The sequence below is a fragment of the Streptomyces sp. NPDC001406 genome (assembly GCF_042895285.1).
Classification (GTDB): domain Bacteria; phylum Actinomycetota; class Actinomycetes; order Streptomycetales; family Streptomycetaceae; genus Streptomyces.
Window position 1 is genome coordinate 322,115 of sequence record NZ_JBIAWG010000005.1, and the last position, 25,852, is coordinate 347,966.

Consider the following 25,852-nt stretch of genomic DNA (forward strand, 5'->3'; position numbering starts at 1 on the left):
GCGCTCACGCCTTCAGCGTGTCCTTCCGGTACAGCCAGGCCGCGCCGCCCGCGAAGAGGACGAAGAAGACGGCGAGGATGGCGATGTCCTGGACGTGCGGGGACTGGCTCTGCTCGATCGACCGCCCGAGGGCAGCGTACGCGTGCGTGGGCAGCCACTTCGCGATGTCCTGGAGCCACTGCGGGAAGGTCGTGGTGGGCATCCACAGACCGCCGAGCATGGACAGGCCGAAGTAGGTGATCATCGTGATCGGGCGGACGGCGTCCCCGCTGGCGAGGTAGCCGATGGCGACGCCGAGCGCGGCGAAGACCAGGCTGCCGGCCCAGATGGCGCCGGTGAGGGCGAGCCACTGCCAGGCGTCCAGCCGGACGTCCTTCACGGCCGCGGCGACGACGAAGACGATGACGATGGAAGGCAGGCTGACGACGGCCGCGCTCGCGGTCTTGGCGAGTACGTATCCGCGCCCCGGCAGGGTGGTCAGCCGCAGCTGCCGTACCCAGCCGCTCTCGCGCTCCTTGGCGATGCGCTCGCTGTTGCCCATCAGGACGGCGGTCAGGGCGCCGAAGGAGGCCATGGAGACCATCATGTACGTCGGCAGGGTGAGCCCGGTGCCGTCGATCCTGGTCCTGCTGTCGGCGTTGCCCGCGATGAGCAGGAACAGGGCGGAGGGGTAGATCACCGAGAAGAACAGGAACTTGCGGTTGCGCAGGGCGCGGGCGAGTTCCAGCTTGATGAGCGAGTTCACGACTGCTTGGCCTCCTCGGCCTCCGTGATGGCGACGAACGCCTGCTCCAGGCCGAGCCCGGCGACTTCGAGATTGCGGGGGTAGACACCGAGGCCGTACAGGGCGTGGACGGTGGCGTCGGCGTCGGTGGACTGGATGCGGACGGTCTGGCCGGAGACGCTGACCGAGGCCAGGAAGGGCAGCGCGCGCAGGGCCGGCTCGTCGATGTCGCCCTCCAGGTCGAAGGAGACCCTGCGGGCCCCCGCCTTCGCCTTGATCTCGGCGGCGGTGCCGTCGGCGAGGAGCCGGCCGCGGTGCAGGACGAGGACGCGGTCCGCGATGGCGTCGGCCTCTTCGAGGTAGTGGGTGGCGAAGAGGACCGTACGGCCCTGGTCGGCCTGTTCGCGCATGGTGGCCCAGAAGGCCTGGCGGGCGGAGACGTCCATGCCGGTGGTCGGCTCGTCCAGGACGATCAGGTCGCTGTCGCCGGCGGTGGCGAGGGCGAAGCGGACGCGCTGGGCCTGGCCGCCGGAGAGCTTGTTGACCTTGCGGTCGGCGATCTGGGAGATGCCGGCGCGGGCCAGTACGTCGGTGACCTTGTACGGCTTCGGGTGCAGATCGCAGGCGAGCCGGACCAGTTCGGTGACGGTGACCTCGTCCATCAGCCCGCCGCTCTGCAGCATGGCGCCCACCCGCCCGGCGACGATCGCCTCGCGCGGGCCGGTGCCGAAGACGCTGACCGTGCCGCCGTCGGCCTGCTTGAGGCCGAGCAGCAGATCGAGGGTGGTGGACTTGCCGGCGCCGTTCGGCCCGAGCAGGGCGACGGTCTCCCCCGGGTGCAGCGTGAGCGACAGCCCGTCCACCGCCCGCACGCTCCCATAGGTCTTGCTCACCTGATCGAACCCGACCACCGGGGCGCCGGTGGTCACCGCTGTCGTTGTCATGGCGTCCATGGTGGCCAGGGGGGCCGGGTGCGGGGCAGTGTCGGGGGTCCTGAGAGCCGGATGACAGATGTCATGCCGACGCCGTGACACGCCGGAGGGGCGCCCGGTGAACACCGGACGCCCCTCTGCGGGCCGGGCTGGTCCTGGGCTAGTTCGGGGTGGTGTCGATGACCGCGATCCGGTTGGTCCTGCTCGTCAGTGCCTGGCGGAGGGCGCCGTACACGTCCTGCGGGGTGACGGGCGTCTTCTTGCCGTTGGAGCGGGTGATCAGCACGCCGTCGAACGCCTGGCCGTAGAGGTTCTTCAGGGCCACCAGGTCGGGCTTGTCGACGAGCTTGCCGTCGACGGCCGTCACCCGGAGGAACTTCCACAGCGAGTTCTGCGGGCTCATCGGGACCGAGTGCGCGGCATCCGTCTGCACGGTGACCTTGGCGGACATCGCCGGCTGCGCGAACGCCTTCATCTCGCGGTCGACCTCGGCGTTGGAGACCGTCGGCTGCTGGGTGGTCGTCGGCACCGTGACCGGGATGGCCGTGCCGGTTTCCACCATCGACCGGTAGGCCTCCGCGACCGCCTGTGTCGAACCGGCCGCGTCGATGCCCTTGCCCGCCTTGCCGTAGACGGCGACGGCCTTGCCGGACTGGAACTTGATCGTGCCCTCGGCGACCGAGCCGGAGCCACCGCCCGCGTCCTTCAGGGCGACCTGGAGCTTCTCCTCGTCGACCGGCATGACCGGCTCCACGACCCGCTTCTGTCCGAAGAGGGAGCCGATCACGGAGACGGGGTTGTAGTCGCTCTTCGCGGCCGTGCTGACGGTGGCGGTGGTGTCGAACTGGAGTCCCGCCTTGTCCGGCGTGAGCGAGACCGTCTTGCCGCCCACCGACAGCTTCAGTGGCTTGTTCACCCGGTCGCCGAACGCCTCGTCGAGCTTCTTGACGGCGTCGTCGCGGGTGCCGCCGCCGATGTCCACACCGAGCACGGTGGTGCCCTTGGGCACGTCGGAGTGGTTCATCAGCAGTCCGGCGCCGTACACACCGATGCCGGCGACGACCACGACCCCGCCGAGCAGGGCCGGCTTGCTGCGGCCCTTCTTTTTCTTCTTGGACTTGCTCTGCGGGACGTTCGGCGAGACCGGCTCGGGCAGCTTCGGGGGCGTGTGCGACACGGCCCCGTCGGTGGGGGCGCCCGGCCCGAACGGCGAGGCCGCCGTGGGCGGGACGACCGGGATGCCGCTGGTCACGGTGTGCCCGGAGATGTTGTCCGCCGGGGAGCCGTAGCCGGGCATGCCCGGTTCGGGGGCCGGCTTCTGCGGGGTGAGGATCGCGGTGTCGTCGCTCAGACCGCCGCCGGGACCGCGGCCGGCGGCGGGACCGGCGCCGGGGGTCCGGCGGTGCCCGCCGACGGTGCCGGGGCCGGTGAAGGACTCGCCGGGCACCGTGCCGAGGCCGCCGGGTCCGCCGGTGACCGGCGGCACCATCGGGCCGTCGCCGGTGACCGGACCGCCGGTCGGGCCCGCGGGGCCCTGCGGAACGCCGGGGCCGCCGAGACCGTTCGGACCGTTGAAGCCGCTGGAACCGTCGGGGCCGGCCGGGCCGGCGCCCTGGCCGTTCGCACCGCCGAAGCCGTTCTGGCCGCCGGGGCCGCTCTCCGCGAAGTACGGCAGATCGTCGCGGCGCGGCTCGTCGCCGCCCGCGCCGGGACGGGAGCCGTTGCCCAGCGGGCCCGCGGACAGCGCCTCGGTCACGTCGAAGGAGCCGGTGCCACCGCCGTGCCCGGGAGCCACGGGTCCGCCGGTGGCGCCGGGGAGCCCCGCGCCGTTCGTACCGCCGGGACGGGAGCCGCCCGGCGCGCTCATGGAGCCGACCACACCGCCGGGGCGACCGGCGCCCGGACGCGCGCCCTTGGGCGCACCCGCGCCGCCGGGGGCAGCCGTGCCCGTGCCGGAAGCGGTCGCACCGGCCGCGGAACCGCCGGGGATTCCGGCGCCGTTCGTGCCGCCGCCGGCCGGACCGCCCTTGCCCGCGCCGGACTTGCGGGGTGCGAACCAGTCGCTCGTCTTCTCCCCGGCCGCCGCCGCGGGCTCGCCGGACGGCTCGACGCCGCCGGTGGGCCCGGTGGGCTTCGGGGCGGGCGCCGGCTGCGCCTCGGCGGCAGCGCCCGTGTCGTCGTCGGAAGCCTCGGTGTCCGCGACGGGCGTGCGCACGACGACCGGCGGAATGGGCCGCGATCCGGGGATGTTGATCCGGATGCGCGTCGTCAGCGTGGTCTCGGTCTTTCGCTCCTCCGGCTGCGCGGCCGAACGGTCCGCGCCCGTACCGTCGCCGGAAACCATGGGGGTCCCGTACGGCGGCGTGCCCGAGGGGTATGCGGCTCCGCCGCGCCCGTTGGGCCCGGAGGACGGAGTGTCAGTTTCACGACTCAAGGCAGGTTCTCCCGGTTGGCTCCGCCGCCCGTCACGACCTTGCTCGGGCGGCTCGGCGGCGCGCACCACCATACTGGCCACTTCTGGCGCGTATCCCATGACCGCTGGGGAAACCCACACCGGACTCGCACCCGCGCCCCGTGGCGAATTGGTACGTCACTTGGCAAGTCGGGCGGCATCGCCGTCCGGTTGCCGCCCCGGTCCAAGGGTGGCGCAGATCACAGCCAGGGCCATGCCGCCCAGCAGGAACAGATAGGAACCGCCCCCCGCGCCGAACAGGAAGTCCCCTTCGGGACGGCCTGCGGTGAGCAGGATGACGGTGATGATCCAGCCGGCCGCGGGCGCGACCGCCCCGGCGCGGCCGCCGGTGGCACGCGCCCCGCCGAGGAACACCCCGGCCGCGCCCGCCAGGGCGAGCAGCAGCCCGCCGGGGAACCAGCCGCCCTGCACCAGCGCCCCGGCGAGCCCGACCAGGGCTCCGAGCACGAGCAGGCCCACATGGGCGGCGATCCGCCCGGCGGAGGGGCGCTGCAGCGGCTGGGCGAGCATAGATCCGCGTCCTGCCGAGCCGCGTTCTGCCGAGCCGCGTCCTGCCGAACTCATGACGCCTCCTCGACGCCGGTCCCGGCGAACAGGTCGGTCTCCCGGGTCCGCGGGCGCTCTGCGCCCACCAACTCGTAGTACTCCGTGGTGAAGACGGGCTGGGCCAGTTCGTTGGAGAGCGCGAAGTACGGTTCGGCCACCTCGATCTGGGTGGCGTGCGCGCGCATCGCGGCGGCCTTGGCGGCGGCGTACGCGGTGCCGTCGACTTCGGCGGTGACGCGCTCCTCGTCGACCACGCCCGGGACGTCCTCGACGGAGGCCGGCTTGGCGAAGGGCAGAGCGGGCAGATCGTCCCGAAGGCGGGCGAAGGCATCCTCGGCGACCCGGCGCGGAACGCGATTCCAGTAGACCTTGGGGATACGCCAGCCCGCGTCGGCGGCCAACTCCACAGCCCTCATGGCGACGCGGTGGGCCTGGATGTGGTCCGGGTGGCCATACCCCCCATTGTCGTCATAGGTGACCACAACCTGGGGCCGGACCTCCAGGATCACCTCAACAAGGTATCCGGCGGCCTCGTCGAGGTCGGCCTGCCAGAAGCAGGCGGGGTCGTCGTTGTCGGGCAGCCCCATCATCCCGGAGTCCGCGTAGCGCCCGGCGCCCCCGAGCAGCCGGAAGTCGTCGACACCCAGCTCACCCATGGCACCCCGGAGCTCACGCAGCCGGTACTCACCAAGGGCGGCGCCTCCCAGATGCCCCAGTTCGGGCGGAATGACCTCACCCCGCTCCCCGAGGGTGCAGGTGACCAGGGTGACCCGCGCTCCCTCGGCCGCGTACTTGGCCATGGTCGCGCCGTTGTTGATCGACTCGTCGTCCGGGTGCGCGTGCACCAGCAGCAGACGCCGGGCGGGCAGTTCCGTCATGGCCCCACCCTACGAGGCGCCCACCCTCACCGCGGCACGTGCCCGACGAGACGCCCAGGTGGCGGACTCCCGGGTGCCCCCACGGAGAGCGGCGGGACGACACGGCCCCTCGGCCAGGAGATCCGCGGTCACGGCGTGCCGTACGACGCTGAGGCCGACCTCCCGTTCCAGCCAGGCGGCGACACCGGGGGCAGGTGAGCCGTCTCACGGGCGGAGAGGAGGAGACGGGGGCCGTGGCGGCGGAGGCGAGCGGTTCGCGGGGGTGTGCACTCCCTGGGCGCCTTGGGCCTTGAGCCTCTCGGGGGCTACGGGGGCGTGGCCCTTGGCTGTACGACGCTGCTGGCCGGGTTGGTTGCAGGAGAGGGTGCGGAGCAGGCGGGGCGGGGCGGGGCGGGTGCAGTTCCCCGGCGCTGACGAGTGGCCGTGGGGCCGCCCGCTTCTTTGTCAGTGTCGTGCTTCCACACCCCGAGTAAAGGGCGCTCCCTGCGGGGCACCCTTGACTAGGGGCGTTCCAGCACGGGTGAGAAGCGAGCGGGCAGCCCGGGGAAAGTGGCCGACTTGGGGTGACGGCCCCTCGGGTGGGCTGCGTTCGCGTCCGGGGTGACGGGGGCGCGGTCGCACCTCGCCAGCACGCCGGGCGGGCTTAGCGACGAGCGGCCGGTGGGGAGCGGGGGGGCGCATCAGCCGGGTGGTGGCACGCCGGGAAGGCTTAGCGACTTGCGGCCGGTGGGGGTGGGGTGGAGCGCGGGGGCCGGGTGATGGCACGCCGGGTCGGCATAGCGGCCTGCGGCCGGTGGGCGGTGGGCGGTGGGCGGTGGGGTGGAGCGCGGGGGCCGGGTGATGGCACGCCGGGTCGGCATAGCGGCCTGCGGATGATGGGCGGTGGAGCGCGGGGGCTGGGTGACGGCACGCCGGGCGGGCTTAGCGGCTTGCGGCCGGTGGGCGGCAGTGCGCGGGAGGCGAGTGGCGGCACGCCGGGTCGGCTCAGCGACGCACGGCCCGTGCGCGGTGGGGCCGGGGCGGGATACAGATGAGGCCTGGCGGACTGGGGTCGGGGGGAGGGAGCGCGAGCGCAGGGTGGGGCACGTCTATGGCCCATGCCGGGGCTCCCGCTGACCCAACCCTCCCAATCACCCACCCTGCGTGACTGGTGTGGCCCATGTGACCAGCGAGGCATTGCCTCCCGTCATCCAGCGGGTGATTGGAAGATCTGCGCCAATGCAGACCCTCACCACCAGCCCGTCCTCACCCAGTCACTGACCCAAAACGACCAACCACCGCCCCGAGCCCCCTCCGCGCCCCCACCTCAAGGCCCTCCCCCCACGACCGACCCCAAGCCGCCGAACCCGGCCCGGCCTGCCACCACCCGGCCCAGGCGCACCCCGCCCCCACCGGCCACCAGCCGCTGAGCCCACCCGGCGTCCCGCCATTCGCCTCCCGCGCCCCACCGCCCACCGGCCGCTCGCCGCCAAGCCCACCCGGCGTCCCGCCACCCACCTCCCCGCGCTCCACCGCCCACCGGCCGCAAGCCGCCAAGCCCACCCGACGTCCCGCCACTCGCCTCCCGCGCCCCACCCACCGGCCGCTCGCCGCCAAGCCCACCCGGCGTGCCACCACTCGCCTCCCGTGCCCCGCCCACCGGCCGCTCGCCGCCAAGCCCGCCCGGCGTCCCGCCACCCACCTCCCCGCGCTCCACCGCCCACCGGCCGCAAGCCGCTAAACCAGCCCGGCGTGCTGGCGAGGCGAGACCGCGCCCCCGTCACCCCGGACGCGAACGCAGCCCACCCGAGGGGCCGTCACCCCAAGTCGGCCACTTTCCCCGGGCTGCCCGCTCGCTTCCAACCCGTGCTGGAACGCCCCTAGTCAAGGGTGCCCCGCAGGGGCATCGCCGAAGGCGACGCGGAGCGGAACGCAGTGGAGCGGAGCGCCCTTTACTCGGGGTGTGGAAGCACGACACTGACAAAGAAGCGGGCGGCCCACCTGTGCTTGACAGTCGGCGTCGGGACAACGCCCCCCGGGTGTCCCTCACCTCGATACGGAGGGTGTCCCCGACTACGTACAGAGCACGCTGAAGTTCCGGATGGCGCAGTCGAGTTGGGTGGAGTTTTCCTGGTTCACGTCACTCAGCGTGGCCGCCCCTGCGTACCGTGAACAGTGACGCAGCCGATGCGTACGGTTACTGTCCGGAGTTCGACAGAGGGGTGCGGGATGAGCGTGGACGGCGAGGCGGTACGGCTCAAGAGCGAGGCCGACGAACCGGGTTGGGAAGTGGACCCGGACGACGACTGGGGCATCGCCGTCATCGCAACCGTCGGACGCCAGCTCAAGCTGCGGCGCGAGGCGGTGGGGATGCGGGCCGCCGTGTTCGGGAAGGCCGTCGGATACGGCGAGGACATGGTCTACAAGATCGAGGGCGGGAAGCGGATCCCGAGGCCCGAGTATCTGGACAGGGCCGACGAGGTGTTGGGGGCGGGCGGACTGCTCTCGGCGATGAAGGAGGACGTGGCCAAGGTCCGGTATCCGAAGAAGGTGCGGGATCTTGCGCAGATGGAGGCCAGGGCGGTCGAGCTTCAGCTCTACGATCCGCTGAACATCCATGGGTTGTTGCAAACGCCGGAGTACGCACGCGGGCTGCTCCTGATGCGGCGCCCGGCGTACACCGAAGACGAGGTGGAGCGGTTCATCGCCGCGCGGGTGGCCCGCAAGGCTGTGTTCGAGCGGGATCCGGCGCCCGAACTCAGCTTCGTCCTGGAGGAGTGGACCCTGCGACGCCCACTCGGCGGGAGGGCGCTGCTACGCCAGCAGCTTGATCATCTCCTTGAGGCAAGTCAGTTGCGGAACGTCGAGCTTCAGGTGATGCCGATGGATCGCGAGGAGCACGCTGGAGTGGATGGCGGGATCGAGGTGCTGAAATTCGCTGACGGCTCGGCGGTGGGGCGCTCGCCAGTGGTGGCCGGCGGCCGACCGGTGTCCGAACCGAGGCAGCTCCGTATCCTTGAGCTGCGGTACGGCATCATCCGGGCGCAGGCTCTCACTCCACGTGAGTCGGCGGCCTTCATCGAGCAACTGCTGGGGGACACATGATCCGCAACACCTCGGCCGGGGACGCCTCGGATCTGGCGTGGTTCAAGAGCAGCTACAGCAGCGGCAGTGAGGGCGACTCCTGCGTCGAACTCGCCACCACCCCCGGCACCGTCCACGTCCGCGACTCCAAGCACACCACGGGCCCCCGCCTGGCCTTCTCCCCCGCCAGCTGGTCCGCCTTCGTGCCGTACGCGTCCCAAGACTGACGACTCGCCGCCGCCGACACAGCTTCAGCCCATCGAGTGCCGTCGCCGCGTCGAAACCCGTCCGCACGAACCGCACGAACCACCCGGCCCCGGCGAGGCCGCCCAAGGGCCGGGCTCGGCGCGCGTCAGAACTTGATGCTGCCGATCATGCTCGCCACGTTCGTCGTCAGCTCACTGATCGTTGGAGCGACGGTCGAGGAGGCCAGGTAGAAGCCGAGCAGCATGCAGACGACCGCATGGCCGCCCTTCAGCCCTGACTTCTTGATCAGCAGAAAGACGATGATCGCCAGCAGCACCACCGCCGAAATCGAGAGTGCCACGGCGGCTCACCTCCAAAGATCCCAGGTACGCGGGGGTTCGGACTATGGGGGTTGTAGATCGGTACAGCAAATCCATACACGAGCCAGCAGGTTCATACCCACTCAGCGGTAGTGATCATAACTATCCGTACTCGCGCATCGGTCGGCGCACGGCCGCACAAGGGGGCGCATGGCCAATATGGTCGGGGAATGACGACCGAGCCTGACTCCTTCCCCCGACGGCACGCCCGCACCCAGCGGTTCACGCTCGGCGCGCCGCGTGCGTTCACCGTGGCTCCCGACGGTTCCCGCGTGGCGTTCCTGCGCTCGCACTCCGGTACGGACCGGGCCAACTCCCTGTGGATCATTGACGTGACGGACGGCCGGGAGCGCCTCGCGGCCGACCCGCGGGCGCTGCTGGGCGGCGCCACGGAGCATCTCTCGCCCGAGGAGCGGGCGCGCCGCGAACGCAGTCGCGAGGGCGGTGCCGGCATCGTCGGCTACGCCACCGACACGGCCCTGGAACTGGCGTCTTTCGCCTTGTCAGGACGGCTTTTCACGGCGGAGCTACGGGCCGGCACGGCACGTGAACTCCGGGTTCCCGGGCCGGTGATCGACCCGCGTCCCGCCCCCGACGGACGACATGTGGCGTATGTCGCCGGGGGCGCCCTGCGGGTGGTGGGCGCGGAGGGCGAGGGGGACCGGGCGCTGGCGGAGCCCGACGCGGACGGGGTCACCTATGGATTGGCCGAGTTCATCGCGGCCGAGGAGATGGGGCGTGCGCGGGGCTTCTGGTGGGCCCCGGAGTCGGACCGGCTGCTCGTGGCGCGCGCGGACGACACGCCGGTGCGGCGGTGGTGGATCGCGGATCCGGCCCACCCGGAGCGTGAGCCACAACACGTCGCGTATCCGGCGGCGGGCACCGCCAACGCGGACGTACGACTGTTCGTGATCGGCCTCGACGGGTCCCGCACGGAGGTCGCCTGGGACCGGGCGCGCTATCCGTATCTGGCGCATGTGCACTGGTCAGAGGCGGGTGCCCCGCTGGTCCTGGTGCAGGCGCGGGACCAGCGCAGCCAGCTGTTCCTGGCCGTGGACCCGGACTCGGGGGCGACCCGGATGGTGCATGCGGAAGAAGATCCAACATGGCTGGAACTTTTCCCTGGCGTGCCCTGCTGGAGCCCCTCCGGACAGCTCGTGCGGATCGCCGACGAGGGCGGTGCGCGGGTGCTCGCGGTGGGCGAACGCCCGCTGACCGGGGCCCAGTTGCACATCCGTGCGGTGCTCGACGTCTCGGACGACGACGTACTGGTCTCGGCCTCGGCCGGCGAGGAGGCCGAGGCTCCCGGCATCGGCGAGGTGCACGTCTACCGGGTGAACGAACTCGGTGTGGAGCGCGTCTCACAGGACCCCGGCGTGCACTCGGCGGTGCGCACCGGGGGCGTGACCGTACTGATCTCCGCCGCACTGGACCGCCCGGGTGCCCGCGTCCAGGTACTGCGTGACGGAAAACCGACGGCGACTGTCCAGTCGTACGCCGAAGATCCCGGTATGTCCCCGCGCGTGACACTCACCGAGGGGGGCGCACGGCGAATCCCGTGCGCCGTGCTTATGCCACAGGACTACCCCTCCGACACTCCCCTGCCGGTGCTGCTGGACCCCTATGGGGGGCCGCACGGCCCGCGCGTGGTCGCCGCGCACAATGCCCACCTGACCTCGCAGTGGTTCGCCGACCAGGGCTTCGCGGTGGTCGTCGCCGACGGCCGGGGCACCCCGGGGCGCTCCCCCGCCTGGGAGAAGGCGGTGCACCGTGACTTCACGGTGTCCCTGGACGACCAGGTCGAGGCGCTCCAGGACCTCGCGAAGCGGTACCCCCTCGACCTGACCCGGGTGGCGATCCGCGGCTGGTCCTACGGCGGCTGGCTGGCGGGCCTGGCCGTGCTGCGCCGCCCGGACGTCTTCCACGCGGGCATCGCGGGGGCTCCGGTCACCGACTGGCGCCTGTACGACACCCACTACACCGAGCGGTACCTGGGCGACCCGGCCGCGGACCCGGCGTCGTACGCGAAGAGCTCCCTGGTCACGGACGACGGCCTGGCCTCCCCCGCCGAGCCGCACCGCCCGCTGATGATCGTGCACGGTCTGGCCGACGACAACGTGGTGGTGGCCCATGCGCTGCGCCTGTCCTCCGCCCTGCTGGCCGCCGGCCGCCCGCACGAGGTGCTGCCGCTGTCCGGCGTCACGCACATGACCCCGCAGGAGCAGGTCGCGGAGAATCTGCTCCTCCTTCAGGTGGACTTCCTCAAGCGTTCGCTGACACAACCGCGCAAACACGCGTGAACTGCGTTAACACGCAGGCAACTTAGCGGAAGCGGTACCGATATACGGACGCGCGAGGCTGAACAGCGTACGGCCGTGCGGGTGCCGTAAACGGGCCGGGGTGCACCATGTCACCCCGGCCCGTTGCCGTGCTCCTCCAGCGGGACCACCTGCTTCTCCTCCGCGAAGTGACACGCCGAGTCGTGCGCCGCGGGACCCGTCGTGCGGCGGAACTCGGCGGGTACGGCGAGCGCCGGCACCTCCAGCGCGCAGCGCTCCTGGGCCTTCCAGCAACGGGTGCGGAAGCGGCAGCCGGACGGGATGTTCGTGGGGGACGGGACATCGCCCGTGAGGATGATGCGCTCGCGGCGCTCACGGGCCTCGGGGTCCGGCACCGGGACCGCGGACAGGAGGGCCTGGGTGTAGGGGTGCGTGGGGTGGTCGTAGATCTCGGCGTCCCTGCCGATCTCCACGATGCGGCCCAGGTACATCACCCCCACCCGGTCCGAGATGTGCCGCACGATCGACAGGTCGTGGGCGATGAAGACGTAGGAGAGCTCGAACTCCGTCTGGAGCCGGTCCAGGAGGTTGACCACCTGCGCCTGGATCGAGACGTCCAGCGCCGACACCGGCTCGTCGGCGACGATCACGTCCGGGCGCAGCGCCAGCCCGCGTGCGATGCCGATGCGCTGGCGCTGGCCGCCCGAGAACTGGTGCGGATAGCGGTTGACGTACTCGGGGTTGAGGCCGACCACGTCCAGCAGCTCCTGGACCCTGCGGCGGCGGTCGCCCTTCGGGGCCGCCTCGGGGTGGATCTCGTACGGCTCCCCGATGATGTCGCCCACCGTCATACGGGGGTTGAGCGAGGTGTACGGGTCCTGGAAGACCATCTGGATATGGCGCCGTACGGCCTTCAGGGCCTTGCCCGAGAGCCTGGTGATGTCCTCGCCCCTGAATCGGATCGAGCCCGCCGTCGGCTGTTCCAGGTTGCACAGCATCCGGGCGACCGTCGACTTGCCGCAGCCCGACTCGCCCACCAGGCCCAGGGTTTCGCCCCGGGCGAGCGTGAAGTCGACGCCGTCCACGGCCTTCACCGAGCCGATCTGTTTCTTGAAGAGGATGCCCCGGGTGAGCGGGTAGTGCTTGACGAGGCCGCTGACCTCCAGGATCGGCTCAGTCATGGAGGCACTCCCGCCAGAAGTGGCAGGCGCTGCCGCGCTCCTCGGAGACCTCGTACAGCGGGGGTTCGTCCGTGCGGCACACGTCCCGGGCCATCGGGCAGCGCGGGTGGAAGGCGCAGCCCGGCGGGATGTCCATCAGGTTCGGCGGCAGGCCCTTGATGGCGTAGAGCTCCCGGCCCTTCTGGTCGAGGCGCGGGATGGAGTCGAGCAGGCCGCGTGTGTACGGGTGGGCGGGCGCCTTGTAGATGTCGTGGACCGGGGCCGACTCGACGATCCGTCCCGCGTACATGACGGCGATGCGGTCGGCGACGTCGGCGACCACGCCGAGGTCGTGGGTGATCAGGATCAGCCCCATGTCGTACTCGCGCCGCAGCTCGGCGAGCAGATCCATGACCTGGGCCTGGACGGTGACGTCGAGGGCGGTGGTGGGCTCGTCGGCGATGATCAGCGCCGGTTCCAGGGCCAGCGCCATGGCGATCATGATGCGCTGGCGCATTCCGCCCGAGAACTGGTGGGGATAGTCGCGCACCCGCTGGGCGGCGCCCGGAATGCGCACCCGGTCCATCAGCTCGACCGCCCTGGCCCGCGCGTCCTTGCGTGACATTCCCCGGTGCACGACGAACATCTCGCCGAGCTGCTCGCCCACGGAGAGCACGGGGTTCAGCGCCGACAGGGCGTCCTGGAAGATCATCGCCATTCCGGCGCCGCGGATCCTTCTCCTCTCCTCTTCTTTCATCTTCAGCAGGTCCTTGCCCCGGAAGAGGATCTCGCCGCCCGTGATCCTGCCGGGCGGCATGTCGAGAATGCCCATGACGGCCTGCGCGGAGACCGATTTGCCCGACCCCGACTCACCGAGCACCGCGAGGGTCTCCCCCGCGTCCACGGCGTAACCGACGCCGTTCACGGCCTTGGCGACCCCGTCCCGGGTCCGGAACTCCACGTGCAGGTCACGCACTTCGAGCAGCACGGCGGCTCACCTCAGCTTCGGGTCGAGGGCGTCGCGGACCGCGTCGCCGAGCATGATGAAGGCCAGGACCGTGATCGCCAGGGCGCCGGAGGGCCACAGCAGCGCGTGCGGGGCGTTGCGGATGAAGGGGGAGGCGGCGGAGATGTCGATGCCCCAGGAGACGCTGGGCGGCTTCAGGCCGACGCCGAGATACGACAGGGTCGCCTCCAGCGAGATGTAGGTGCCGAGCGCGATGGTCGCCACGACGATCACCGGGGCGACCGCGTTGGGCGCGATGTGGCGCAGCAGGATGCGGGCGTTGGAGGCGCCCAGGGCGCGGGCCGCCTGCACATAGTCGTTCTGCTTGACGGTGATGACGGAGCCGCGGGCGATGCGGGAGATCTGCGGCCAGCCGAGCAGCACCATGAACCCGATGACCGGCCAGACCGTATTGCTGGTCACCACGGAGAGGAGGACCAGACCGCCGAGGACGACGGGGATCGCGAAGAAGATGTCGGTCACCCGGGACAGGAGCGAGTCCCAGGCCCCGCCGAAGAATCCCGCGAGGCCGCCCAGCGCGGACCCGAGGAGCGCGACCCCGAGCGAGGCGCAGACGCCGACCGTGACGGACGTACGGGCCCCGTAGACGGTCCGTGTGTAGACGTTGCAGCCCTGGCCGTCGTACCCGAAGGGGGCGCCCGGCTGGGAGCCCTCCTGGGACTTGGCGAGGTTGCACTGCAGGGGGCTGCCGGAGGCGATCAGCGAGGGCCACAGGGAGATGACGACGAGGAAGAGGATGACGAGCGCGGAGACGATGAAGACGGGGTTGCGGCGCAGGTCCCGCCAGGCGTCGGACCACAGGCTGCGCGGCTTGGCGCGCGGGCCCGTGCCCAGCGGTCCCGCCGGAGTCTTCTCCAGTGTCTCGGCCTCGCTCGCCGCCAGGTCCATCCCGCTGCCGGCGCCGGTCCCCGCGATGGCGCGTTCGGGCTCGTGCAACTGCTCAGGCATAGCGGATCCTCGGGTCGAGTACGGCGTACAGCAGGTCCACGAGCAGGTTGACCAGCAGGAAGACGAGGACGAGGACGGTCACGAAGCCGACGACCGTCTGGGTGTTCTGCCGCAGGATGCCCTGGTAGAGCTGGTAGCCGACGCCGTGGATGTTGAAGATCCGCTCGGTGACGATCGCGCCGCCCATCAGCGCCCCGATGTCGGCGCCGATGAAGGTGACGACGGGGATGAGCGAGTTGCGCAGCAGATGCCGGGTGACGACCCGGCGCCGGGGCAGGCCCTTGGCGACGGCCGTACGGACGTAGTCGGACCGTTTGTTCTCCGCGATGGAGGTGCGGGTCAGCCGGGTGACGTAGGCGAGCGAGACGGCGGCCAGGACGAGGCCCGGCACGATCAGTTCGCCGAAGGCGGCCTGCTGGGAGACCGACGGCTGGATCCAGTGCCACTGCACGCCGAGCAGCAGTTGGAGCAGCAGGCCGGTGACGAAGGTCGGTACGGAGATCACGACCAGGGTGGCGAGGAGCACACCCGTGTCGACGGGGCGGCCGCGGTGCACTCCGGTGACGACGCCCAGCGAGATGCCGATGACGATCTCGAAGAGGATCGCCACGATCGTCAGCCGGATGGTGACGGGGAACGCGGTCGCCATCAGCTCGGTGACGGGCTGGCCGTTGAACGCGGTGCCGAAGTCGCCGGTGAAGATGTTCCCCATGTAGGTCAGGTATTGCTGCCACAGCGGCTTGTCGAGGCCGAACTCCCGCTTCAGCTGGGCGGCCGTCGCCGGGTCGCAGGCGCGCTCGCCGCACAGTCCCGCGATGGGGTCGCCCATCACGTTCACCATCAGGAAGATGAGCAGCGTCGCCCCGACGAACACCGGGACCATCTGGAGCAGACGCCGGACGACATAGCGCCCCATGGCGGCTCAGCCGACCTTGATCTCGTTGTAGACGGGGACGCTGAACGGGTTCAGGGCGACGTTGGAAAGCCGCTCCGAGTAGCCCGCGCTGCCGTTCTGGTACCAGAGCGGGATGGCGGCCATGTTGTCCCGGACAACCTCTTCGGCCTGCTGGAAGGTGGAGACCGCCTTTGCGGTGTCGGTCTCGGCGTTGGCCCGGTCCACGAGCTGGTCGAACTGCGCGTTGGACCACTTGCCGTCGTTGGAGGAGGCGTTGGTGTAGTAGAGCGGCTGCAGGAAGTTCTGGATCAGCGGGTAGTCCATCTGCCAGCCCGCGCGGAAGGGGCCGGCCATCTTGTGCTGACCGATCTGGTTCCTGAAGTCCGCGAAGGTGCCGATCGGGTTGCCGACGCAGGCCTTGTCGTTGCCGAGCGCGTTGTTGATGGAGTTGCACACGGCGTCCACCCACATCCTGTGCGAGCCGGTGTCGGCGTTGTAGGTGATCTTGAGCTGTCCGCCCGGGAGCCCGCCGCCCTCCTGGATCAGCTTCTTGGCCCCGGCCGGGTCGTACTCGCAGGCGCTCCCGCACAGCCCTTCCTTGAAACCGCCTTCCGTGCCGAGGACCGGCGAGGTCCAGTCGCTCGCCGGGGTGCGGGTCTTCTGGAAGATCGTGTCGGTGATCTGCTTCCGGTTGATCGCCATGGACAGGCCGGTGCGGACCTTCTCGGCGCCGGCCCTGTCCCAGTCCTTGTCGTAGTACGGGAAGGCGAGGGTCTGGATGATGCCGGCCGGGGTGTTGATGTAGCGGTTGCCGAGGTCCTTCTTGACGTTCCTCAGCTGCGCGGCGGGGACGTCGTCGACGAGGTCGAGGTTTCCGGCCAGCAGATCGGTGTAGGCGGTGTCGCTGTCCGTGTAGACCTTGAGGGTCACGCCGTCGTTCTGCGCCTTGTCGGCGCCGGGGTAGCCGTCCCACTTCGTCAGGGCCATCTGGAAGCCCCTGGTGTACGAGTCGATCATGTACGGCCCGTTGCCGACCGGCTTCTCCAGCCAGGCGGCGTGGTCGGAGAAGAACGACCGGGGCAGCGGCGCGAAGGCCACGTAGCCCAGGGTGTCGGGGAAGCCGGAGAACTTCTGGTTCAGCTTGACCGTGAAGGTCCTGTCGTTCACGACCTTCAGACCGGAGAGCGTGTCGGCGCTCTGTGAGCCGGTGGCCGGGTGGATCTTGTCGTAGCCCTGGATGTAGCCGAAGAAGTAGGCGTTCTTCTGGTTGTTCTTCAGGCTCGCGCCGTAGTTCCAGGCGTCCACGAAGGACTTGGCGGTGATCTTCTCGCCGTTGCTGAAGGTCCAGCCGTCCTTGATCGTGACGGTGAAGTTCTGCGAGTCCGGGGTGTCGATCCGCTCGGCGAGCATGTTCTGGGCCTGCGCGGTCCTGGGGTCGTACCGCTTCAGACCGCGGAAGATCATGTCGAGGACCTTGCCGCCCTGCACCTCGTTGGTGTTGGCCGGTTCGAGGGGGTTCTGCGGGTCGCCCCAGGAGGAACTGAGGACCCCGCCCTGCGTGCCGCTCGCGGCTCCGCCCCCGCACGCCGTCGCGACGAGCGCCACCACCGTCGCACCGACGGCCCATCCGGCGTGCCTGGCTCCACGCATGGCGTGCCTCCTCCGAGAGCGGTGATCGATTACCGGTCGATTTCAGCTACCGGTCAATATCAGCGCAAATGCCGCATATCGCATGTGTGCGCCACTCGGGAGGGGGCCTTTCAGGGGACAGGTCATCCGGATGCACGCAGCCCCCGCCGGGTGGGCGCGGCGATCTTGGGCGACGAATGCAATGGATCTCCGCGTAACGATGCCGAAACGTTGGATTGCGCCCCGCCGATGTACGCATTTCGACACACAGGCGTCCGCATATCGAACTCGTTGCCCGAATAGTCCAGTTAGTCCGAACTAAAGCACGGAACGATTACAGCGTGCTACCCGCGTAGCTACGGAACGGTCAAGTGAGAGTAAAGAAGGTAAATAGGCAACCAAGGCGACCGAGAATTTATTGACCTTGAATGAATTGCGTTGAAAAAGTCCGGCGTAGCCCGTAGGGGAGCGCCCTGCGGAGTCATCAGACCCTCCCTTGGGCCAGGAGCACCATGACCCCCCCAACTCCATCTGCGGCTGCCCCGCTTGAGGTGACCGACGAGAGCGTCGAGAAGTCGACCACTTCTCCCTCTTCGAAGGGCAACGAGAGCAGGTCCCCGGGACAGCTGGCCTGGCGCCGGTTCAAGCGGGACCGTACGGGCGTCATATCGGCGTACATCGTGATCTTCTTCTTCGTGATCGCGCTCGCGGCGCCGCTGATCGCCAATCTGTACGGGAAGGATCCGTACACGACGTACGGCCTGAACACGCCCGGGCTGCTGGGCGACAACGGCTTCCCCGTGAAGCCGAACGGCGGCGTCAGCCCCGACTACTGGTTCGGTATCGACCCGCAGCTCGGCCGCGACGTCTTCACCTTCCTGCTCTACGCGATCCGGAACTCGCTGCTGATCGCCACGGCCATCACGATCTTCGTCGTGATCCTCGGTGTGGTCATCGGTGTCACCGCCGGCTACATCGGCGGCAAGACGGACTGGTTCCTCGGCCGAGTCATCGACATCCTGCTCGCCTTCCCGCAGCAGCTGTTCTTCGTGGCCTTCACCCCGGTCGTGATCGCCCTGTTCGTGTCCGACAGCGAGAACACGCCCACGTCGCTCATCGTCGTCTCGATGGTCCTGCTGCTCACCGCCTTCGGCTGGGCCTCGATCGCCCGACTCCTGCGCGGCCAGGTACTGGCCCTGCGCGAGCGGGAGTTCGTCGAGGCCGCCAAGGTCACGGGTGCGTCTCCGGCGCGCATCATCTTCAAGGAGCTGCTCCCCAACCTGTGGACGCCGATCCTGATCCAGGCGACGCTGACGCTTCCCGCGATGGTCACCACGGAGGCAGGTCTCGCCTTCCTCGGCGTCGGTCTTCAGGACCCGACCCCCGACTGGGGCGTCATGATCGGGAACGCCGCCAAGTACTACCAGGACGACATCACCTTCCTGCTCTTCCCGGGCCTCACGATGGTGGTCTTCGTCCTGGCGTTCAACCTCCTCGGTGACTCGTTGCGCGACGCGCTCGACCCGAAGACCAAGCGCTGACTCCGGCTCCTTTCAGGACCTCGGCGATGACGCCGGGGTGCCGGTTCTCTCACTCAACTCACTCCCAAGGCAGGATTGCGATGTCCTTCTCGCGCAGAAACTTCCTGATAGCCACCGGTGTCGCCGCGGCGGCTGGCTCCGTGCTGACCGCGTGCAGCAGCGGTGACTCCAGCAGCAACGGCGGTGGCGGCAAGCAGGACGCGGCCAAGGCCAAGACCACCACGGTCAAGATCGGCACGGCGGAGGACTCCAAGGGCCCGGCTCCGGAGGTCTCCGGCGCCAAGAAGGGCGGCAAGGTCTACCTGCTGAACGACGACGACTTCTCGCACCTCGACCCGCAGCGCATCTACTACGCGTGGAACTCGCTGGCCGCGATCGTCCTCTCCCGCACCCTCACCGGCTACAAGGTCGGTGACGACGGCTCCATGACCCTGGTCGGCGACCTCGCCACCGACACGGGCACCATGAAGGACGCCGGCAAGACCTGGTCCTTCACCCTGAAGGACGGCGTCAAGTGGGAGGACGGCTCGGACATCACCGTCGACGACGTCCGTCACGGCTTCGAGCGTGCCTTCGCCAGCTTCATCACCGAGGGCGCCATGTACGTCCAGACGTGGCTGACCGGTTCGCAGGAGTACCGCAAGTCCTACTCCGGCCCCTTCAAGGGCAAGCACCTGAAGTCGATCGTGACGAGCGGGAAGACCATCACCTTCCACCTCTCCGAGGCCCGTCCGGACTTCAACTACGTCCTCGCGATGCACTCCTACGCGCCGACCCCGGTGAAGAAGGACACGAAGCAGGACTACGACAAGAAGCCCGTCTCCAACGGTCCTTACAAGGTCAAGTCGCACGTCACCGACAAGTCGATGGTCCTGGTCCGCAACGAGCACTGGGACCCGAACACGGACCCGATCCGCAACGCCTACCCGGACGAGTTCGACTTCACCTTCGGCATCGAGCAGCTGACCGCGATCGACCGTCTGCTCGCCGACTCCGGCAACGACCAGTACGCCGTCTCCTGGCGCACGATCCCGCAGGAGCGTGTCCAGAAGGCCACCACCGAGGCCAAGGACCGCGTCTTCGAGGGTCTGGGCAGCGGCGTCAGCGTCTACTGGATCAACACCACCCGGGTCACCGACAAGTCCGTCCGCGAGGCGCTCATCAAGGCCTGGCCGACCGCCGGTATCCGTCAGGTCCAGGGCGGCACCCACCGCGGTGACTACGCGACGGGCATCATGAGCCCGCTCGTCGCCGGCTACAAGTCGCAGGACGTCTGGGGCAAGCTGAAGAACCCGGCGGGTGACCCGGCGGCCGCCAAGGCGATCCTGAAGAAGGCCGGCAAGCTCGGCACCAAGATCGTCTACGCCTACCAGCAGGACGACACCAACGCCAAGGTCAAGGTCGTCGTCGAGAACGCCCTGAAGGCGGCGGGCTTCGAGGTCGTCACCAAGGGCATCGACTCCACCACCTGGTACGACCAGACCGGCAAGGTCGCCAACCCGTACGACGTCTACTGGGGCGGCTGGGGCTCCGACTGGCCGACCGGTTTCTCGGTCTTCCAGCCGCTGTTCGACAGCAAGGCGATCGCCGACGGCGGTTCGAACTACTCGCACCTGAAGGACCCCGCGGTCGACGCCGCCATCAAGGCCGCCACCGCGGAGACCGACAACGACAAGGCGAACGCCATGTGGGCCGCCCTGGACAAGCAGGTCACCGAGACGGGCGCGTTCATCCCGGACGTCTACATGAAGCGCATCTACCTCCACGGCTCCAAGCTCGGAAACGTGAAGATGGACCCGAACTTCGACGGTTGCATGCTCTACAAGATGTACGTCAAGGCCTGATCCATCCCTGAGAGGTGGGGCGGTCACCGACCGCCCCACCCTCGGCTCGTCCACCGGGCACCCGGTCACCCCGGCCCGGCCCGATCCGCACGACGGCCCTCCCAGGAAAGCCAACCCCCATGCTTCGCTTCCTAGTCCGCCGAATCCTCGGCGCCGTGGTCACGCTGTTCGTCATCAGCGCGGTCACGTTCATGCTCTTCTACGCGGTGCCGCGTGACCCGGCTCGGATGGCCTGTGGCAAGCTCTGCACGCCGGAGACGCTCCAGATCATCCGGCACAACATGGGGATCTCGGATCCGCTGCCGGTCCAGTACTGGCACTGGCTGTCGGCCATCTTCGCGGGTCGGGACTTCACCGGCTTCGGCCACTGCGACGCGCCCTGCCTGGGCTACTCCTTCGTGAACCGTGAGCCGGTCCTGTCGACCGTCATGGACCGCTTCCCGACGACCTTCTCCCTGGCCGTCGGCTCCTCGGTCGTCTTCATCATCTTCGGTGTCGGTACCGGCATGCTCGCCGCGGTGCGCCAGGGCAAGGCCACCGACAAGATCGCCAGCTCCGCCTCGCTGATCGCCTCGTCGATGCAGATCTACTTCGTGGGCACGCTGGCCCTGTACTTCTTCGTGTACCAGTGGCACATCCTGGACCAGCCGTCGTACACGAAGTTCACCGACAACCCCGCCTCGTGGTTCAACGGCCTGCTGCTGCCCTGGCTGGTGCTGGCTCTGATCTTCACCGCGAACTACACCCGTATGACGCGCTCGCAGATCGTCGAGACGCTCAGCGAGGACTATGTCCGCACCGCGCGGGCCAAGGGTCTGTCCAAGCGCAACGTCTTCTTCCGCTTCGCCTGGCGTGGCGCGATGGGTCCCATCGTCACCATCTTCGGTATCGACCTCGGCGTCCTGCTCGGTGGCGCGATGATCACCGAGAAGACCTTCAGCCTCCAGGGCCTGGGCATGCTCGCGGTGAAGTCCGTCTTCACCAACGACCTGCCCATGCTGCTCGGTGTCATGATCATCACGGCCTCCTTCGTGGTGGTCGCCAACATCGTCGTCGACGCCCTCTACGCCCTGATCGACCCGCGGATCCGGCTCGCCTGACCCCGCTCGCCCCCACCAGCTACCCCGCATCACCCCCCTCTGGAGCGTCCCCGTGACGAGCACCGACCAGCAGCCCTTCCTGTCCATCAAGGACCTGAAGGTGCACTTCTCGACCGAGGACGGCACCGTCAAGGCCGTCGACGGCCTCTCCTTCGACCTCGTGCGCGGCAAGACGCTGGGCATCGTGGGTGAGTCGGGGTCCGGCAAGTCGGTCACCAACCTGACCATCCTGGGCCTGCACAACGCGGACAGCACCAAGGTCGAGGGCTCGATCGAGCTCGACGGCGAGGAGCTGAACGGCGCCTCGGAGAGGACGCTGGAGAAGCTCCGCGGCAACAAGATGGCGATGATCTTCCAGGACGCCCTGGCCTCGCTGTCGCCGTACCACACCATCGGCACACAGATCGGCGAGACGTACCGCAAGCACACCGGCGCCTCCAAGAAGGAGGCCCGTGCGCGCGCGATCGAGATGCTGAAGCGGGTCGGCATCCCGCAGCCGGAGATCCGGGTGGACGACTACCCGCACCAGTTCTCCGGCGGTATGCGCCAGCGCGCGATGATCGCCATGGCGCTGGTCTGCGACCCCGAGCTGCTGATCGCCGACGAGCCGACCACGGCCCTCGACGTGACGGTCCAGGCCCAGATCATGGACCTGCTCAAGGACCTCCAGAAGGAATTCGGCACCGCGATCATCTTCATCACCCATGACCTCGGGGTGATCGCCGACATCGCGGACGACGTCCTCGTCATGTACGGCGGCCGGTGCGTGGAGCGCGGGACGAAGGAGGAGGTGCTGCGCTCCCCGCAGCACCCCTACACCTGGGGTCTGCTGGGCTCCATGCCGAGCCTGGACGGCCCGGTCGACGTGCCGCTGAACCCGATCCCGGGCTCCCCGCCGTCGCTGCTGAACCCGCCGTCCGGCTGCCGCTTCCACCCTCGCTGCGCCTTCGCCGAGAAGGTCGAGGGCGACCGGTGCTCGAAGGAGCGCCCGCCGCTGGAGATGGCGGACGGCCGCGGCAGCGCGTGCCACCTCACCGACGACCAGCGCCGTGAGTTCTTCGCCGACCTTGCCGCCAGCAAGGCCCACTGACGTACACGAGACGGGATTTCACCACCATGAGCAGCGCCACCCCCCTCCTGGACGTCTCCGGGCTGACCAAGCACTTCCCGATCAAGGGCGGCTTCCCGATCCGGCGTACGGTCGGCCACGTCCAGGCTGTCGATGGTCTCGACTTCCAGGTCGCCGAGGGCGAGAGCCTGGGCCTGGTCGGCGAGTCCGGCTGCGGCAAGTCGACCACGGGCCGGCTGATCACCCGCCTGCTGGAGCCGACCGACGGCAAGGTCTCCTACCGCGGCCAGGACATCACGCACGCCGGCCGCAGGGACCTCGCGCCGATCCGGTCCGAGATCCAGATGATCTTCCAGGACCCGTACGCCTCGCTGAACCCGCGGCACACGGTCGGCAAGATCATCTCGGGTCCGATGGAGATCAACGACATCAACCCGGCCGGCGGCCGCGAGAAGCGCGTCCGTGAGCTGCTGGAGATCGTCGGTCTCAACCCCGAGCACTACAACCGCTTCCCGCACGAGTTCTCCGGCGGTCAGCGCCAGCGCATCGGTGTCGCCCGCGCGCTCGCCCTGGAGCCGAAGCTGATCGTCGCGGACGAGCCGGTCTCGGCCCTGGACGTCTCCATCCAGGCGCAGGTCGTGAACCTCCTTCAGAAGGTCCAGAAGGAACTCGGCATCGCGTTCGTCTTCATCGCCCACGACCTGGCGATCGTGCGGCACTTCTCGCACCGCGTCGCGGTCATGTACCTGGGTAAGATCGTCGAGATCGCCGACCGCGACGACCTCTACAACAACCCGCGTCACCCCTACACGCGGGCCCTGCTCTCCGCCGTGCCCGAGGCCACGGTGGACGAGACCCCGCGCGAGCGCATCCGGCTCACCGGTGACGTGCCCTCCCCGATCAACCCGCCCTCCGGCTGCCGCTTCCGCACCCGCTGCTGGAAGGCGACGGAGAAGTGCGCGACGGAGGCCCCGCCGCTGGTCCAGGCCGAGGGCAACAAGCCCGGCCACCTGACCGCCTGCCACTACCCGGAGACGGCGGAGACGATTCCCGCGCCACGCCTCTCCAAGGACCCCGAGACGGCGGCCTGACACACCCCTTTCCGTCAGCCGTCGCCTACGGAACGGACTTTCACCGGCCCATTGACCCGAGCCCATGATCGTCCTGTTCCAGGGGACGAAGGCCCGTGCCTCCCCAGGTGCGGGCCTTCGCTGTACCGCCAAGTCCCCTCGGGCGAACGGGTGTTGCCCCGAGTTCGGAACCTGACAAGAAGACGGCGGATCCCGCCGTACGGTTCACCCACGTATGACAAACTGCCGCGGTGGTCGATCATTCGTTCGCCGATCTTTCGCTTGCCGCCCTGTACGACGGCCTCAACCCGTGGGGGCCGGGTGACGACTTCTACCTCGGCCTGGTGAAGTCCGCGGAGTCCGTGCTCGATGTCGGCTGCGGCACAGGGCAGTTGCTCAGGCGGGCGCACGAGGACGGCCACCCCGGCCGGCTGACGGGGCTCGATCCGGCCGCCGCCATGCTCGTACAGGCGCGACGCGGCGCCCCTGCCGTGGAGTGGGTGCTCGGGGATCTGCGGACGCGGCTGTGGGGCGGCGAGTTCCAACTGGTCGTGATGACCGGGCACGCCTTCCAAGTGCTGCTGGGCGACGAGGAGTTGCGTCTCTGCCTGCGCGCCGTACGGTCGGCGCTCGCCAACGGCGGGCGGTTCGTCTTCGAGACCCGCAACCCGGCCGTCCGCGCCTGGGAGGGCTGGACGCCGGACCGGGTGCGTGAGGTCATGGGCGCCGACGGCACGGCCGTACGCGTGTGGCACGAGGTCCAGGGCGGTCCCGTCGGGGGCCGGGTGACGTTCACCGAGACCTACCAGGGCGACGGCTGGGCCCGGCCCCGGGTCAGCCGGGCCACACTCCGCTTCCTGGACCCCGAGACCCTTTCCGGCTTCCTCGCGGAGGCCGGACTGGAGGTCGTCGAGCAGTACGGCGACTGGGAGCGGGGGCCGGTGACCCCCGCGAGCCCGGAGATCATCACCGTGGCTGAGCGGTCCCGTTAGTTCTCGCCCTCCTCCAGCGCCGCCAGTGCCGGGTCCAGGACGATGTCCTCGTCGCGTGCCTCGATCGTGGGCTCCTCCGGGAAGTGGCACGCCGTCAAGTGGCCGGTCCGGTTGCCGGAGATCTGGATCAGCGGGGGTTCCTCGGCCGCGCACTTGTCCTGGGCCTTCCAGCAGCGGGTGCGGAAGCGGCAGCCGGAGGGCGGGGAGATGGGGGACGGGACGTCGCCGGCCAGCCGGATGCGCTCGCGCCCGGACGATTCGGTGTCGGTGAGGTTGACCTCGGGCACCGCGGACAGCAGGGCGTGGGTGTAGGGGTGACGGGGGCGGGTGTAGATGGAGTCGCGGTCGCCCACCTCGATGATCTTGCCGAGGTACATCACCGCCACGCGTTGCGAGAAGTGGCGGACCACCGCCAGGTCGTGGGCGATGAACAAGAACGCGATGCCCAGTTCCTTCTGCACCTCCTGGAGGAGGTTCACCACCTGCGCCTGGATGGAGACGTCCAGGGCCGAGACCGGCTCGTCCGCCACGATCAGCTTCGGTTCGAGGGCCAACGCCCTTGCCACACCGATGCGCTGGCGCTGACCGCCGGAGAACTCGTGCGGGAAGCGGTTGTAGTGCTCGGGGTTGAGGCCGACGATCTCCAGGAGCTCGCGGACGCGCTTTTCCCGGCCGCCGTCCGGTGCGATCCCGTTGATCTCCATCGGGTTGGAGATGATCCTGCCGACCGTCTGGCGCGGGTTCAGCGAGGAGTAGGGGTCCTGGAAGATCATCTGGATTTCGGAGCGGATGGACGCCAGCTGCTTGCGGGAGGCGTGGCCGATGTCCTTGCCCCGGTATGTGATCTTCCCGCTCGTCGGCTCCAGGAGGCGGGTGATCAGCCGGCCCGTCGTCGACTTGCCGCAACCCGACTCGCCCACCAGGCCGAAGCTCTCGCCGACGCGCACGGTCAGGTCGATGCCGTCGACGGCCTGCACATGGCCGACCGTACGCCGGATCGGAAAGCCGCCCTTGACCGGGAAGTGCTTGGTCAGCCCGGAGACCTCAAGGAGCGCTTCTGACTCCACGCCGCCGGCCGACTCGCGCGGGGCGGGGAGGACGAGGTCCTCTTTCATG

The 25,852-nt window shown here is 69.5% G+C and carries 21 protein-coding genes; 9 read left to right on the forward strand and 12 right to left on the reverse strand.

What is annotated here, in order from left to right; translation table 11 throughout:
• Positions 1–4 precede the first annotated feature (4 nt).
• The 5 genes from ACFY1J_RS14505 to mshB all read right to left on the reverse strand — a co-directional run bounded on the left by ACFY1J_RS14505 (position 5) and on the right by mshB (position 5,553).
• Positions 5–745: an ABC transporter permease gene (locus tag ACFY1J_RS14505; RefSeq protein WP_390731282.1), complete on the reverse strand. Its 741-nt coding sequence runs from the start codon at positions 743–745 to the stop codon at positions 5–7.
• Positions 742–1,668, reverse strand: coding sequence for an ABC transporter ATP-binding protein (locus ACFY1J_RS14510; RefSeq protein ID WP_390708708.1), 927 nt, complete (start codon positions 1,666–1,668; stop codon positions 742–744). Before ACFY1J_RS14510 ends, ACFY1J_RS14505 begins: the two co-directional genes overlap by 4 nt.
• Before the next feature lie 148 nt (positions 1,669–1,816).
• Entirely contained in the window at positions 1,817–4,090 is a 2,274-nt protein-coding gene (locus ACFY1J_RS14515) for a hypothetical protein (RefSeq protein WP_390708707.1), read from the reverse strand.
• A gap of 156 nt (positions 4,091–4,246) precedes the next feature.
• Entirely contained in the window at positions 4,247–4,639 is a 393-nt protein-coding gene (locus ACFY1J_RS14520) for a DUF6113 family protein (protein ID WP_390731283.1), read from the reverse strand.
• Between the two features lie 50 nt (positions 4,640–4,689).
• Complete coding sequence (gene mshB, locus ACFY1J_RS14525; protein WP_390731284.1) at positions 4,690–5,553, reverse strand: N-acetyl-1-D-myo-inositol-2-amino-2-deoxy-alpha-D-glucopyranoside deacetylase; 864 nt, start codon at positions 5,551–5,553, stop codon at positions 4,690–4,692.
• Between the two features lie 2,208 nt (positions 5,554–7,761).
• Between mshB and ACFY1J_RS14530 the strand changes: the two genes are divergently transcribed.
• Together ACFY1J_RS14530 and ACFY1J_RS14535 are read left to right on the forward strand one after the other, a co-directional pair.
• On the forward strand, positions 7,762–8,637 hold the full coding sequence (locus ACFY1J_RS14530) for a helix-turn-helix domain-containing protein (RefSeq protein WP_390731285.1): 876 nt from the start codon (positions 7,762–7,764) through the stop codon (positions 8,635–8,637).
• On the forward strand, positions 8,634–8,843 hold the full coding sequence (locus ACFY1J_RS14535; RefSeq protein ID WP_390731286.1) for a DUF397 domain-containing protein: 210 nt from the start codon (positions 8,634–8,636) through the stop codon (positions 8,841–8,843). The genes ACFY1J_RS14530 and ACFY1J_RS14535 overlap by 4 nt, the downstream gene beginning before the upstream one ends.
• Positions 8,844–8,968: 125 nt before the next feature.
• Here ACFY1J_RS14535 and ACFY1J_RS14540 read toward each other — a convergent pair whose 3' ends face one another.
• The gene (locus ACFY1J_RS14540; RefSeq protein ID WP_030346161.1) at positions 8,969–9,163 is read right to left on the reverse strand and encodes a hypothetical protein; all 195 of its coding nucleotides are present in this window, start codon (positions 9,161–9,163) and stop codon (positions 8,969–8,971) included.
• A 189-nt stretch (positions 9,164–9,352) separates the two neighbouring features.
• Here ACFY1J_RS14540 and ACFY1J_RS14545 point away from each other — a divergent pair, with 189 nt between their 5' ends.
• Positions 9,353–11,482, forward strand: a complete 2,130-nt coding sequence (locus ACFY1J_RS14545; RefSeq protein ID WP_390708703.1) for a prolyl oligopeptidase family serine peptidase — start codon at positions 9,353–9,355, stop codon at positions 11,480–11,482.
• Between the two features lie 110 nt (positions 11,483–11,592).
• On the opposite strand, the gene ACFY1J_RS14550 is transcribed toward ACFY1J_RS14545, so the two are convergent.
• Genes ACFY1J_RS14550 through ACFY1J_RS14570 form a run of 5 tightly spaced genes read right to left on the reverse strand, consistent with a single transcriptional unit; the run spans position 11,593 to position 17,141 of the window.
• Complete coding sequence (locus ACFY1J_RS14550) at positions 11,593–12,642, reverse strand: ABC transporter ATP-binding protein (RefSeq protein WP_390708702.1); 1,050 nt, start codon at positions 12,640–12,642, stop codon at positions 11,593–11,595.
• The gene (locus tag ACFY1J_RS14555; protein ID WP_390708701.1) at positions 12,635–13,609 is read right to left on the reverse strand and encodes an ABC transporter ATP-binding protein; all 975 of its coding nucleotides are present in this window, start codon (positions 13,607–13,609) and stop codon (positions 12,635–12,637) included. The genes ACFY1J_RS14550 and ACFY1J_RS14555 overlap by 8 nt, the downstream gene beginning before the upstream one ends.
• 6 nt (positions 13,610–13,615) lie before the next feature.
• Complete coding sequence (locus ACFY1J_RS14560) at positions 13,616–14,596, reverse strand: ABC transporter permease (RefSeq protein ID WP_390708700.1); 981 nt, start codon at positions 14,594–14,596, stop codon at positions 13,616–13,618.
• Positions 14,589–15,512: an ABC transporter permease gene (locus ACFY1J_RS14565; protein WP_390731287.1), complete on the reverse strand. Its 924-nt coding sequence runs from the start codon at positions 15,510–15,512 to the stop codon at positions 14,589–14,591. Before ACFY1J_RS14565 ends, ACFY1J_RS14560 begins: the two co-directional genes overlap by 8 nt.
• Positions 15,513–15,518: 6 nt before the next feature.
• Positions 15,519–17,141: an ABC transporter substrate-binding protein gene (locus ACFY1J_RS14570; RefSeq protein WP_390708698.1), complete on the reverse strand. Its 1,623-nt coding sequence runs from the start codon at positions 17,139–17,141 to the stop codon at positions 15,519–15,521.
• A 530-nt stretch (positions 17,142–17,671) separates the two neighbouring features.
• On the opposite strand from ACFY1J_RS14570, the gene ACFY1J_RS14575 reads away from it, so the two are divergent.
• The 6 genes from ACFY1J_RS14575 (at position 17,672) to ACFY1J_RS14600 (ending at position 24,736) form a co-directional block, all read left to right on the forward strand.
• Positions 17,672–18,661: an ABC transporter permease gene (locus tag ACFY1J_RS14575; RefSeq protein ID WP_390708697.1), complete on the forward strand. Its 990-nt coding sequence runs from the start codon at positions 17,672–17,674 to the stop codon at positions 18,659–18,661.
• Between the two features lie 80 nt (positions 18,662–18,741).
• A complete protein-coding gene (locus ACFY1J_RS14580; protein ID WP_390708696.1) occupies positions 18,742–20,505 on the forward strand; it encodes an ABC transporter substrate-binding protein in 1,764 nt (587 codons plus the stop codon).
• A gap of 119 nt (positions 20,506–20,624) precedes the next feature.
• The gene (locus tag ACFY1J_RS14585) at positions 20,625–21,605 is read left to right on the forward strand and encodes an ABC transporter permease (RefSeq protein ID WP_390708695.1); all 981 of its coding nucleotides are present in this window, start codon (positions 20,625–20,627) and stop codon (positions 21,603–21,605) included.
• Between the two features lie 52 nt (positions 21,606–21,657).
• Entirely contained in the window at positions 21,658–22,695 is a 1,038-nt protein-coding gene (locus ACFY1J_RS14590; RefSeq protein ID WP_390708694.1) for an ABC transporter ATP-binding protein, read from the forward strand.
• 26 nt (positions 22,696–22,721) lie between these two features.
• Positions 22,722–23,765 (forward strand): ABC transporter ATP-binding protein, encoded by a 1,044-nt coding sequence (locus ACFY1J_RS14595; protein ID WP_390731288.1) that lies wholly within the window; start codon positions 22,722–22,724, stop codon positions 23,763–23,765.
• A gap of 230 nt (positions 23,766–23,995) precedes the next feature.
• Entirely contained in the window at positions 23,996–24,736 is a 741-nt protein-coding gene (locus tag ACFY1J_RS14600; protein ID WP_390708692.1) for a class I SAM-dependent methyltransferase, read from the forward strand.
• On the opposite strand, the gene ACFY1J_RS14605 is transcribed toward ACFY1J_RS14600, so the two are convergent.
• The gene (locus ACFY1J_RS14605) at positions 24,733–25,851 is read right to left on the reverse strand and encodes an ABC transporter ATP-binding protein (protein ID WP_390708691.1); all 1,119 of its coding nucleotides are present in this window, start codon (positions 25,849–25,851) and stop codon (positions 24,733–24,735) included. The genes ACFY1J_RS14600 and ACFY1J_RS14605 overlap by 4 nt on opposite strands.
• Position 25,852: the final 1 nt, after the last annotated feature.